The organism is Chloroflexota bacterium, assembly GCA_035652535.1.
Taxonomy (GTDB): Bacteria; Chloroflexota; UBA6077; order UBA6077; family SHYK01; genus DASRDP01.
In genome coordinates this window covers 1-11,845 of record DASRDP010000103.1, presented here as the reverse complement: position 1 = coordinate 11,845, position 11,845 = coordinate 1, and the positions used below count along the sequence as shown (strand labels likewise).

The following is an 11,845-nucleotide window of genomic DNA, read 5'->3' as shown; positions in this document are numbered from 1 at the left end:
CATCGCGCGAATCAACCCCGAGCGAATCACGCTGCCCGAACCGCCGCGCGCCAGTATGTCACGATGTCCTCGACGGTCTGATTCAGTGGAATGCTCGGCACCCAGTGCGTGCGCGACGAGAAGCGCCGACAGTCGCATACGATCACCGGCGCATCGGACTGGCGCAGGCGGTCCTCCGCGACCTGGACTGACACGGGCACCCGCGAAAGCGCGATGAATCGGTCGAGTAGATCGCGAACGGCGATCGCTCGTCCACTCCCGACATTGTAGGCAGCCCCCTTCTCCCCTCTCAACAGCGCGATTCGATAGGCGCGAACCATGTCGCGCACGTCCGTGAAATCGCGCCGCGCGTCGAGGTTTCCCACTTTGATGCTCGGGTTCCGGATGCCAGCCTCGATCTCGGCGATCTGGCGGCCGAAGCTCGACGCGACAAACCGGTCGCTCTGGCCCGGGCCGATGTGGTTGAACGGGCGAACTCGAACGACGTCCAATCCATGGGTCACGCCGTACTGGTAGGCGAGCAAGTCCTGGGCCGCTTTGCTGACCGCGTACGGGTTCTCCGGGCGCAGGGGCGCGCCCTCGTCGATCGGCGCGCTGCTTCGGCCGTAGATCTCCGAGGAGCTTACGGCGAGGACCCGGGCGCCCGGCGCGGCGCGGTGGACAGCTTCGAAGATGTGCACCGTGCAGGCGATGTTATTGTGCAGCGTCTGAACGGGGTTTGCGAAGGAGTCGTGGACCGATGACTGCGCCGCCAGATGGTACACGTGATCCGGCGCCGCGGTTGTCACCGCGCGGTCGGCCTCATCCCGCGCGGCCAAATCCGCTTCGATCACCGTGAACGCTGGGTTCTGCGCCAGGTCGTCGACGTGCCACTGAACGGGACCGCGCGCGACGCCGAAGACTCTATCCCCGCGTGCCAACGCGAAGGCGGCGAGGTGCTGCCCCGCGAAGCCGCCGACGCCAGTGATCAGGGCCCGCACGAGGACCTGCCTGCCGCGTCGACGGACGCCAGAATTAGCCGACCTTGACCGGGCTCTTGCCCAGACCCGCCAGCTCGCGAAGCTGATCCGCCTTGTCCGTCTCCTCCCACGGCGCGTCGATGTCCGTCCGGCCGAAGTGGCCATATGCGGCGGTCTTTCGGTAGATCGGGCGCCGCAGGCGGAGGTTTTCGAGGATCTTCGCAGGCCGAAGGTCGAAACATTCACGGACGAGGCGATCGATTTCCGGCTCCGGAACGTGATGCGTGCCGAACGTCTCGCAGCAAATCGACACGGGCTTCGCCACGCCGATGGCGTAGGCAAGCTGAACCTCCATGCGATCCGCGAGCCCCGCCGCGACAATATTCTTGGCGACGTACCGCGCCGCGTACGCGCTTGATCGGTCCACCTTCGTCGGATCCTTGCCCGAAAACGCGCCGCCCCCGTGGCGTGCCATCCCGCCATACGTGTCGACGATGATCTTCCGGCCGGTCAGACCAGCGTCTCCCATCGGTCCGCCAATCACGAACCGTCCTGTCGGATTGACGAGGAACTTCGTGCCCTGAAGCATCTCCTCGGGGAGACAGGGCCGGATGACCTGCTCGATCACCTGCTTCCGAATCTCGTCGTTTGTCACACTCGGGGCGTGCTGTGTGGAGATCACGACGGTATCGACGCGCTTCGGGATCCCGTGGTTGTACTCCACCGTCACTTGAGACTTTCCGTCGGTGCGCACCCACGGCAAGATGCCGGTCTTTCGCACCTCGGCGAGGCGACGCGTGAGCCGATGGGCGAATGCGATGGGCATGGGCATCAGCTCGGGCGTCTCATTGCACGCGAATCCGATCATCATGCCCTGGTCACCGGCGCCGATCTCGTCGCCCTCGTCGGACTCTCGGCCAACCCGGGTCTCCAGCGCGGCATTGACCCCCATCGCGATGTCAGGAGATTGGCGCTTTACGGAGACCATCACCGCGCAGGTGTTCCCGTCGAACCCGTACTCGGCGTCCGTGTAGCCAGCTTCGAGGATGGTGGAGCGCACCACGTCCTGGAAATCGATCTGGGCAGAGGTGGTGATCTCGCCCATGACCACCATGAGCCCGGTCGTCGTCGCGGCCTCCGCCGCCACCCGACCGAACGGATCCCGCTCGAGGATCGCGTCGAGGATCGCGTCCGAGACCTGATCGCAGAGTTTGTCCGGGTGCCCCTCCGTCACGGACTCGGACGTGAACAGCAGTCGAGGCGACGACATAAATGTGGTGGTCATGTACCCATCTCCCACGATTCCAGATAGTTTCGCTGCTCCGCTGTGAGCTCGTCGATCTCCATTCCCATGCTCCGCAGCTTGAGCCGCGCGATCTCGCGATCGATTGCGACCGGCACGTCATACACCTTGCGTTCCAGCTGGCTGGCGTGCTTCACCATGTATTCGGCGCAGAGGGCCTGGTTCGCGAAGCTCATGTCCATCACCGCCGCCGGGTGACCCTCGGCCGCCGCGAGATTGATGAGTCGACCATCGCCCAGCAGGAACACGCGATGCCCATTCGGGAACGTGAACTCCTCCACAAACGGTCGAACCTGGCGCCTCGCGGCTTCCTTTTCCATCGCATCGATGTCGATCTCGACGTTGAAGTGCCCGGCGTTCGCGACGATTGCGCCATCTTTCATCGCGCGGAGGTGCGCAATGCCGATGGCGTGAATGTTGCCCGTCGTGGTGACGAAGATGTCCCCGATCCGCGCGGCCTCGGCGATCGGCATCACGCGGTTCCCATCCATCGCCGCTTCGATCGCGCGCGTGGGGTCGACTTCGGTCACGATGGTATTCGCGCCCATACCGCGCGCTCGCGACGCGACGCCCCGCCCGCACCATCCGTACCCGCAGATGACGACGTTCCGGCCAGCGAGGAGCACATTCGTGGCACGAAGGATGCCGTCGATCGTGCTCTGCCCGGTGCCGTATCGATTGTCGAACAGATGCTTGGTATCCGCCTGGTTCACGGCCACGATGGGATATCGCAGGACACCGTTCGCTTCCATGCTCTTGAGTCGGATGACCCCGGTTGTCGTTTCCTCGGTGCCGCCGATGATGTTGGTCAGCAGGTCAGACCGCTTGGTGTGGAGCAAGGTGACCAGGTCGGCGCCGTCATCCATGGAGATCTGCGGGGGCTCGCGGACGGCGCCGTCCAGGTGCGCGTAGTAGGTCGTCTCATCCTCGCCCTTGATAGCGAACGTCGGGATATGGTGATCGGCCACGAGCGACGCGGCCACTTCGTCGTTGGTCGAGAGCGGATTGCTGGCGCACAGGCGGACGTTCGCGCCGCCCGCCTTGAGCGTAATGGCGAGGTTCGCGGTCTCCGACGTAACGTGGAGGCAAGCGGAGAGGCGGATGCCGTTGAGGGGCTTCTCCTGGGCGAAGCGCTCGCGAATCGCCCGCAGCACGGGCATCTGGGAGTCCGCCCATTCGATCCGCAAACGCCCCTGCTCAGCGAGGGAGAGGTCCCGAATATCAAAATCGGCCGGCGTCGTTGTCAAATGGTGCTCCTTTCACGTGGCAGCTTACGGCGCCGTTTCGCCAGGCGCTCAGGCCCCAACTTCAAGCCCTTCGTCGACGAATCGCGTCAAATTGCGGAACGTCGCGTAGCGCTCGAGGACCTCGGCGCTGGTGAGCTGCTGCAGACGCCGAACGCTGAAGTCCTCGACGGTAAAGGATGCGATCGCGGAGCCGTGAATGATAGCGCGCCGAATCGCTTCAGGCGACGTGTCGTCACGACTGGCGAGATACCCGACGAACCCGCCCGCGAAGGAATCGCCCGCGCCGGTCGGGTCCTGCACGTCCTCCTGGGGAAAGGCGGGCGCCACGAATACGCCGTCATCCTGGGAGATCAACAGGGCGCCATGCTCGCCTTTCTTAATCACCACTGCCCGCGGCCCGAGCTGGAGAATCGCGCGGCCCGCGGCGATGAGGTTGGCGGTCCTCGTGTACTGCCGCACCTCACTGTCGTTGAGAAGAACGATGTCAGCTCGACGCATCACCTCGGTCAGGTTATCTCGCGCCGTCTCGATCCAGAGGTTCATCGAATCCATGACCACGAGCTTCGGGCTCCGGATCTGGGTGAGCACTTCGAGCTGAAGGGTGGGCTGAATGTTGGCCAGGAAGACATACTCAGTCTGGCGATAGTCATCCGGTAGGCTGGGGTGGAAATCGGCGAAGACGTTGAGCTGCGTGTCCAGCGTCTCCGCGACGTTCATGTCGTATCGGTATTGCCCGGCCCAACGAAATGTTCTTCCCTCACGAACCTGCAGGCCGCGCAGGTCGATCCGACGTTCTTCGAATATGCTTCGATACGCGTCGGGGAAGTCGCTTCCCACGACCGCGACGAGCTGCACGTCCGTGTAGATGCTGGCCGCGAGGGAGAAGTACGACGTCGTTCCCCCGAGGACGTCGGTCACCGAGCCAAACGGCGTGGTGAGGCTGTCGAGGCCGAGCGATCCCACCACCAGAGCCGGGAGAGCATCAGGCATGAGCGCCACCCGCGAGCCGTTCACCCAATGACGGCTCCTTGCAGCGCCGAGCCACAGGCGCACTTGCGCGCCCGGGGAATTCGCGGCACCAGCTCGTGGATCAACGCCTTGACCCGCTCGTTGTTCGCATTGAACACGCGGATCACCTCCTCGACGGTGACCGGCTGGACGTCGCTGACCCCTTCCAGTCCAACGTCCCAGTCGGTGATGAGCGACACGTTTAGGTAACAGATCTCCAGCTCGCGCGCGAGGATCGCCTCCGGGTACTGGGTCATGTTGATCACCTCCCAGCCCATCCGCGTAAACCACTGGCTTTCCGCGCGCGTGCTGAACCGCGGGCCCTGGATCACCACGACGGTCCCGTGATCGTGCACCGTGATTCCCAGCGACCGCCCCACGTCGCACGCGAGTGCTCGGAGCTCGGAGCAGTACGGGTCCGCCGCGCTGATGTGCACCGAGAGTGGACCATCGTAGAAGGTATCGGCTCGACCGGACGTCCGGTCGACGAACTGGTCACACACGACGAAATCGCCCGGGCGAATCCCCGGTTGGAGGCTGCCGGCGGCGCACGGCCCGAGAATACGGCTCACGCCGAGCTGCCACATCGCCCACACGTTCGCCCGATAGTTAACGCGGTGGGCAGGGAACCGATGGCCGACGCCGTGGCGCGGCATGAAGGCGACCCGACGACCGGCGATCTCTCCGATGGAGACCCGGTCGCTCGTATGCCCGTACGGCGTATTCACGGTGCGCTCAACGGCGTGCTCCAGCAAGCTGTAAAAGCCGGATCCTCCAAAGACGCCGATCTCCGCAACGGACTCGCGCGCCATCATGAGGACGCGCTCGCGGCTGTGTTGACGGCCCAGGCGAGGGCCTCTTCGTACGGCGACCGCGCGATCCCGGCTTCCGTAATGATGGCGGTCACATATCGACTCGGGGTCACGTCGAAGGCGGGATGTCGCGCCGCGGCCCCATCAGGCGCGACGCGAACGCCGTGGAAGGCCACCACTTCCGACGGATCGCGCTCCTCGATCGGGATCTCCGAGCCGGTCTCGATGCTGAGATCGATCGTGGTGGTCGGAGCCGCCACGTAGAACGGGATCCCATGGGCCTGTGCCAGCACCGCCAACGCATACGTACCGATCTTGTTGGCTACGTCGCCGCAGGCGGCGATCCGGTCGGCACCGACGATGCACAGGTCGATCTCGCCACGCGCCATGAAGTGGCCGGCCATGTTGTCGGTGATCAAGGTGTATGGAATCTGGTCCTGGGCCAGCTCCCAAGCCGTCAACCGTGCGCCCTGCAGGAATGGTCGCGTCTCATCTACGAACACGTGCAGGTTCGTTCCCTGCTGAACCGCGGAACGGATCACGCCCAGGGCGGTGCCCCACCCAACCGTCGCGAGCGCGCCGGCGTTGCAGTGCGTGAGGACGCGGGCACCGTCGGGAACGAGCGCTGCCCCGTGGTCGCCGAGGCGACGATTCGTGGCCACGTCCTCTTCGGCGAGGTGGTCCGCGAGGGCCCAGAGCGCTGCGCGCGTGCTGGGGGCGCCGCGGTCACCAACCGTTCGCGCCGCTTTGAGCGCCCGCTCGACACCCCAGAAGAGATTGACCGCCGTGGGGCGCGTGGCCCGAATCTCGTCGGCCACGGCGGTCATGTGGTTGAGGAATAGCTCCGGCTGCTCCGGCGCGCCTTCGCTTCCCAGCGCCATGGCATACGCCGCCGCGACGCCGAGCGCGGGGGCGCCCCGAATTCGCATGCTGCGAATGGCGGCGCAGAGATCCTCGTGCGTTTGACAGGTCACGGTGACCATGGCAGACGGGAGCTGTGTCTGATCGATCAGCTCTACCGTTGTGCCACGCCGAGCGATCGTCCGGACGTCGCTCATGGAACGTCGCGCATCAGAAGGTGATCACGCTGATCACGGGGTGGCCATCGAGATGGGCGCGTCCACAAAGGTCGGTCAGCTCGATCAAGAACGCCGTCCCAACGACCGTGCCGCCCAGCTGCCGCACGAGGTCGACGGTCGCGGAAACCGTGCCCCCGGTGGCGAGCAGGTCATCGACGATCAGCACGCGCTGCCCTTCCAAAATTGCATCGCGGTGAATCTCGAGGGTGTTCGTCCCATACTCCAGCTCGTACTCCACGCTCAGCGTGTCGGCCGGTAGCTTTCCGAGCTTTCGCACCGGAACGAATCCGACGTTGAGCAGGTACGCGAGGGGCGCCGCGAAGATGAAGCCGCGCGATTCCATCCCGACGACGACGTCGGGCCGCAGCTCGCGCACCCCGTGATAGAGCTGGTCGATGGCGTCGCGATACGCGGCGGGGTCTTTGAGAAGCGTCGTGATGTCCTTGAACAGGATCCCGTCAACCGGGAAGTTTGGGATGTCACGAATTCTGGCGGCAAGGTTCAACGCAACCCCCTCCGCGGCTTCCGGACTCCATCGGTATCGCTATTCTAGCGGAACTCGCCCGGTCGACCGAGAGACCGCCCCGCGAGCCCGGTGCGTCACACCTCACGAAACGCGCGGCTCCGCATCGCCGCCGCGAGCGCGGCGGTGCCGCACACCACGGCTCCGATACTCAACGCTGCCGGCCCGCCGATCATGCCCGACATCGTGCCGGCCTGCGCGCTTCCCAGCGCCGGGCCGCTCTGTGCAACGATGAGCTGCAGCGCGCCCACCCGTCCCTGCATCTCTTCGGGCGTCGCGAGCTGGACGATGCTGCGCCGCATCGTGCCCGCGACCGTATCGCAACACCCGAGCACGCCGGCGAGCGCGAGGGACAGAGGAAACAGGGTCGACAGGCCGAAGGCCCCCACGCCACCGGCGTAGACGAGCATCGCGCCGATCTGGATCCGCCCCTTGTGTTTGGATTCTCCGAGACTCAGAACAATGCTCGACCCGAGGATGCCGCCGACCGCCACCGCGGAGGTGAGAAACCCGAATCCCTCCGGCCCTACGCGCAGGATGTCGCGCGCGTAGAGAGCGAGAATGCCGCGGTAAGCCCCGAAAAAGCTGAGGCAGAAGTCCAGCGCCAGGGAAGTCACGATGACGGGGGACTGGCCGACGAATTGCAGACCATCGCGAAGAAGGCCGGCCGCGCTCGGCCGAGCCGGAGGCGCCCCGCCAACGCGGAGGCGAATCATGGCGATGATGAGGGGGACGAAGAGAAGCGCGTTCGCGAAATAGGCGGCGCCAATGCTCACGGCGGCCATGATGATCCCCGCGGCGGCCGGACCGACAAGGTTCGACGTATCCCGCTGGACGTTGTGCCACGTCACGGCGTTGAGGAGGTGGCGCCGCGGTACAAGGGAGAAGATCATGGCCTGGCGGGACGGCTGATCGAATGCCGTCGCGAAGGACCCGATCAACCCACCCACGTACACGTGCCACACCTCGATCGCACCGCTGACGGTAAGCAGCCCGAGCGCACCCACGACTCCGATACGCACCACCTGGCTCAGCGCGACGAGCTTGCGACGGTCGGCCATGTCCGCGTACGCGCCACCGAAAACGCCAAACAGGATGATGGGAAGCACGTTCATGAGCCCTACCAGACCAAGCTGGAACGGCGAATGGGTGAGCGCGTATACCTGCCACTGGCCGATGACGGTCTGGGTCTGCACGCCCATGCTCGCCGCCACGGAGCTGAGCCAGAAGAAGGGGTATCCCGGGCTCTCGAAGGCTGCGAAAGGACCCACGCGCTCGGTGGCGGGACGCGTCTCTGACGCGGACTCCGCCACCTACGGTCGCCTCATCGAGCGTCGCATCGCGCCGATGATTTGTGTTCGGAGGCGTTCCCGATCATATCCGACCATTGAGCCGTTCAGTGAGCCAGCCGGGGGAGCGCCACGCCGCCGGGCCCCTCCGCCAGCTCGGCTAAATCCCGGGGCAACTCCCAGAATACCTCCAGCTCATTCCCGTCCGGATCGAGGAACATGACATTGCACTGCCGATCGCTGTAGCCGGTGATGCGCGCGCCGCTCTCCACAAGGCGCCGATGAAACTGCTCCAGGTCCTCGAAGCTGGGCACCTCCCAGGCCATGTGGTACATGCCAACGCCCTCGGGATTCGGGCCTGGCGCTTCGGGTGGAAGAGCGAAGAGCGCCAATTCATGAGATGCGTCCTCACGGATTCCGAGGAACGCGGCGCCTTTGCGGCGACCGCGGAGCTTCAGGCCGACGACGTGGGTGTAGAAATCGACCGCGCGGTCCAGGTCCCGTACCCGGATCGCGACGTGGCTCAATTGCGTGGGAAGCCCGCGCACTGGCGCCGCTGCCATATGACTACCTCCGATCCTCTGTCCGGGTCGATCACGTCATCCATCCGGCAAGGCGGCCGGGGCTCCATTGTAGCGACGTGACCGGGGGCCGCCGCACTCGTCGGTCAGGTTGATCCGCCCTACCGGGACGGCTATAGTTTGGCATCCACCTTCTCTCGGAGTCCGCTGGAGGTCATGAATGAACTTGCGCATACCCGGTCCGACGCCGCTGCCGGACAACGTGCTCGCGGCAATGAAGCGGCAGATGATCAATCATCGTGGGCCGGAGTTTGCGCGGGTCATCGATGAAGTCACTCGAGAGCTGAAGTATTTTTTTCAGACCGAGAATGACCTTTTGATTCTCACAGCGAGCGGAACCGGCGCCATGGAGGCTGCCGTCGTCAACACCCTGTCGCCCGGCGAGCGGGTCATGGCGATCTCCATCGGCAACTTTGGGGATCGATTCGCGGAGATCGCACGCCGCTTCGGGCTGGACGTCGTAAAAGTGGAGTTTCCCGCAGGTCAGGCGGCCGAGCCAGACGAAATCGCCCGACGCCTCGATGCCGATCCCGCGATCACCTCCGTGCTCCTGACCCACAACGAGACCTCTACGGGCGTGACGAACGACCTGGAGGCCCTCGCCCGCGAGATCAAGGCCCGGGACAAGCTGCTCATCGTCGACGCGATCAGCTCGGTGGGGTCGATCGAGGTCAAGAGCGACGAGTGGCACCTCGACGTGGTCCTCAGCGGCTCCCAAAAAGGTTGGATGGCTCCGCCCGGACTTGCCTTCGCGACGATGAGCCCGCTCGCGTGGGAACGCCACCAGAAGGCGACGATTCCACGCATGTACTGGGACTTCACGGCCGCGAAAAAGTATCTCGAACACGGCGAGACGCCGTGGACACCGGCCATTACCGTGTTCTATGCGCTGCAGACCAGCCTCGCCATGCTGAGGAAAGAAGGGCGCGACGCGGTGTTCGCCCGCCACGCTCGGGTGGCCGCACACTGCCGCGCCGGCGTTCACTCTCTCGGGCTGAAACTCTTCGCCGATCCGAAGCACGCGTCCAACACCGTCACTGCCTTCTACACCCCCGAAGGTGTCAATTCGCGCGACATCGCCAAAAAGCTCGAGGATGAGTTCGACACCGTGGTAGCGATAGGCCAGGGCGCTACAACGACGACGACCATGCGCATCGGCCACCTGGGTTGGTGCAGCGAACAGGACATCGACGCTGTTATCGACGCGCTCGGAAAGTGCCTGAACCGAGCGCCATCGAGGCCTGTCGGCGCGCAGCACACCGCGTAGGACCGCCGAGTGGCAATCCTGGTCACCGACCCGATTGCGCAGGACGGTGTGGACGCGCTCGCCGCTCACACCACCGTGGACGTTCGGCTTGGCCTCTCCCGCGAGGAGCTCCTCGGCATCCTCCCGGACTATGAAGGACTCATCGTTCGGAGCGAGACCAAGGTCACCAGCGACGTCATAGCCGCCGGTTCGAATCTCCAGGTCATCGGCCGCGCCGGCGTAGGCGTCGACAATATCGACGTAGACGCGGCGACGCAGCGCGGAATCGTCGTCGTGAATGCGCCCGCGGGCAACACGATTGCCGTGGCGGAGCACACACTGGGCCTCATCATCGCCGCCGCGCGAAACATCCCGCAGGCTGCGGCGGCCCTCCGCGAGGGCCGGTGGGAGCGCGCGAAATTCATGGGCCTCGAGATCAGAGGGAAAACGCTGGGCATCCTCGGGCTCGGGCGGATTGGAACGGAGGTAGCCCGCCGCGCCCAGGGATTCGAGATGGAGATCGTAGGGTACGACCCATACGTATCCGAGGAGCACGCCGAGCGCATCGGCGTGCGTCTGGTCGATTTCGACCAACTCCTGGCGGAATCCGACTTCCTCACCGTGCACGTGGCCCTCACGGACCAAACCGAAGGATTGATTCGGCGCGAGCAGCTCGAGCGCATGAAGCGGACTGCGTGGGTTGTCAATTGCGCCCGCGGCGGAATCATCCATGAGGGCGATCTGCTCGCGGCGCTCGACACGGGCACAATCGCCGGTGCGGCCCTGGACGTGTTCTCTGTCGAGCCAGCCGGCGACAATCCCCTCGTTCGGCACCCGAAAGTCGTGGCGACCCCGCACCTCGCCGCCAGCACCCTCGAGGCGCAAGTGAACGTCGCCGTCCAGCTGGCGGAGCAGGTTATCGCGGTCCTCGAAGGTCGGCCAGCCCCGTTCGCGGTCAACGCGCCTCCCATCTCGACGGAAAGCGCGCGGGTGCTCGGCCCATACGTTCGGCTCGCCCAAGCCCTCGGTAGTGTCGCGACGCAGCTCGCTGAGGGGCAGCTTCGCAGCGTGGAGATCGTCTACGCCGGCGAAATCGCGGAGCACGACACCTCGACGCTGAAGGCGTCAGTCATTCGCGGCCTGCTGGAGCCGATTTCCGAAGAGAATGTGACCCTCGTCAACGCGGCGATCGTCGCGCGCAACCGCGGCCTCAACGTCACGGAGCGCAAGAGCCCGGCGACCGAGACCTACGCGAACCTGATGACCGTGCGAGTCGAGACGGACCGGGCAAGCTCTTCGGTCGGCGGCACCACGATCGAAGGCGAACCGCACATCGTGCGGATCAATGAGTACTGGGTCAACGTCGTCCCCACGAGCAGCAACGTGCTAGTGACCCACCACGTCGATCGCCCTGGTGTTATCGGCCAGGTGGGGACCATTCTGGGGAGTATGGACATTAACATCTCATCGATGCAGGTCGGGCGCGAGCGGGCCCGTGGCCCCGCGTTGATGCTGCTCTCTGTCGATGATCCGGTGCCGCCCAGTGTCGTCGAAAAGATCCGGGGGATCTCCGGTCTGGAGTACGTGAAGGTGGTCCGCATCTAACCGAGAGCGTGCCGCCCGGGCCGAGAGCCCAGCGGCCCGACTCTCTGGGCGGGACGGATCATGAAAAACTGGTATCGCGGGCTTTCCCCCACGCAGCAAAGCATCGTGGTTCTCCTCGCTGCCGTTTGCCTCGCCACGCTGCCCTTCTACGCGCTCGGATTTCGGCTCATGCCAACATCCGGGGCGCAGCCCG

At 65.1% G+C, this 11,845-nt stretch carries 11 protein-coding genes; 2 read left to right on the top strand and 9 right to left on the bottom strand.

Annotation, left to right across the window (positions count from 1 at the left end; all coding sequences use genetic code 11):
• Window positions 1–26: 26 nt before the first annotated feature.
• From VFC51_12390 to VFC51_12350, 9 genes are all read right to left on the bottom strand, one after another.
• Window positions 27–980: a GDP-mannose 4,6-dehydratase gene (locus VFC51_12390; GenBank protein HZT07824.1), complete on the bottom strand. Its 954-nt coding sequence runs from the start codon at window positions 978–980 to the stop codon at window positions 27–29.
• Window positions 981–1,014: 34 nt separating this feature from the next.
• The gene (gene metK / locus VFC51_12385) at window positions 1,015–2,244 is read right to left on the bottom strand and encodes a methionine adenosyltransferase (GenBank protein HZT07823.1); all 1,230 of its coding nucleotides are present in this window, start codon (window positions 2,242–2,244) and stop codon (window positions 1,015–1,017) included.
• Window positions 2,241–3,509, bottom strand: coding sequence for an adenosylhomocysteinase (ahcY, locus tag VFC51_12380; GenBank protein ID HZT07822.1), 1,269 nt, complete (start codon window positions 3,507–3,509; stop codon window positions 2,241–2,243). Before ahcY ends, metK begins: the two co-directional genes overlap by 4 nt.
• Window positions 3,510–3,557: 48 nt before the next feature.
• Complete coding sequence (locus VFC51_12375) at window positions 3,558–4,499, bottom strand: PfkB family carbohydrate kinase (GenBank protein ID HZT07821.1); 942 nt, start codon at window positions 4,497–4,499, stop codon at window positions 3,558–3,560.
• A gap of 20 nt (window positions 4,500–4,519) precedes the next feature.
• Window positions 4,520–5,332 (bottom strand): S-methyl-5'-thioadenosine phosphorylase, encoded by an 813-nt coding sequence (locus VFC51_12370; GenBank protein ID HZT07820.1) that lies wholly within the window; start codon window positions 5,330–5,332, stop codon window positions 4,520–4,522.
• On the bottom strand, window positions 5,329–6,387 hold the full coding sequence (mtnA, locus tag VFC51_12365) for an S-methyl-5-thioribose-1-phosphate isomerase (GenBank protein ID HZT07819.1): 1,059 nt from the start codon (window positions 6,385–6,387) through the stop codon (window positions 5,329–5,331). The genes VFC51_12370 and mtnA overlap by 4 nt, the downstream gene beginning before the upstream one ends.
• 13 nt (window positions 6,388–6,400) lie before the next feature.
• Window positions 6,401–6,913 (bottom strand): adenine phosphoribosyltransferase, encoded by a 513-nt coding sequence (locus VFC51_12360; GenBank protein ID HZT07818.1) that lies wholly within the window; start codon window positions 6,911–6,913, stop codon window positions 6,401–6,403.
• A 95-nt stretch (window positions 6,914–7,008) separates the two neighbouring features.
• A complete protein-coding gene (locus tag VFC51_12355) occupies window positions 7,009–8,244 on the bottom strand; it encodes an MFS transporter (GenBank protein HZT07817.1) in 1,236 nt (411 codons plus the stop codon).
• Between the two features lie 83 nt (window positions 8,245–8,327).
• Window positions 8,328–8,783, bottom strand: a complete 456-nt coding sequence (locus tag VFC51_12350) for a VOC family protein (GenBank protein HZT07816.1) — start codon at window positions 8,781–8,783, stop codon at window positions 8,328–8,330.
• A 178-nt stretch (window positions 8,784–8,961) separates the two neighbouring features.
• Here VFC51_12350 and VFC51_12345 point away from each other — a divergent pair, with 178 nt between their 5' ends.
• A complete protein-coding gene (locus tag VFC51_12345) occupies window positions 8,962–10,068 on the top strand; it encodes an alanine--glyoxylate aminotransferase family protein (protein HZT07815.1) in 1,107 nt (368 codons plus the stop codon).
• A 9-nt stretch (window positions 10,069–10,077) separates the two neighbouring features.
• Window positions 10,078–11,652 carry a phosphoglycerate dehydrogenase gene (gene serA / locus VFC51_12340; protein HZT07814.1) on the top strand — a complete coding sequence of 525 codons (1,575 nt, stop codon included), beginning with the start codon at window positions 10,078–10,080 and terminating at the stop codon, window positions 11,650–11,652.
• Window positions 11,653–11,845 lie beyond the last annotated feature (193 nt).

Bases quoted from the DNA above. Each gene is read 5' to 3' on its own strand.
- VFC51_12350 (HZT07816.1), bottom strand. From the start codon at position 8,783: ATGGCAGCGGCGCCAGTGCGCGGGCTTCCCACGCAATTGAGCCACGTC.
- mtnA (HZT07819.1), bottom strand. From the start codon at position 6,387: ATGAGCGACGTCCGGACGATCGCTCGGCGTGGCACAACGGTAGAGCTG.
- metK (HZT07823.1), bottom strand. From the start codon at position 2,244: ATGACCACCACATTTATGTCGTCGCCTCGACTGCTGTTCACGTCCGAG.
- VFC51_12345 (HZT07815.1), top strand. From the start codon at position 8,962: ATGAACTTGCGCATACCCGGTCCGACGCCGCTGCCGGACAACGTGCTC.
- VFC51_12375 (HZT07821.1), bottom strand. From the start codon at position 4,499: ATGCCTGATGCTCTCCCGGCTCTGGTGGTGGGATCGCTCGGCCTCGAC.
- VFC51_12370 (HZT07820.1), bottom strand. From the start codon at position 5,332: ATGATGGCGCGCGAGTCCGTTGCGGAGATCGGCGTCTTTGGAGGATCC.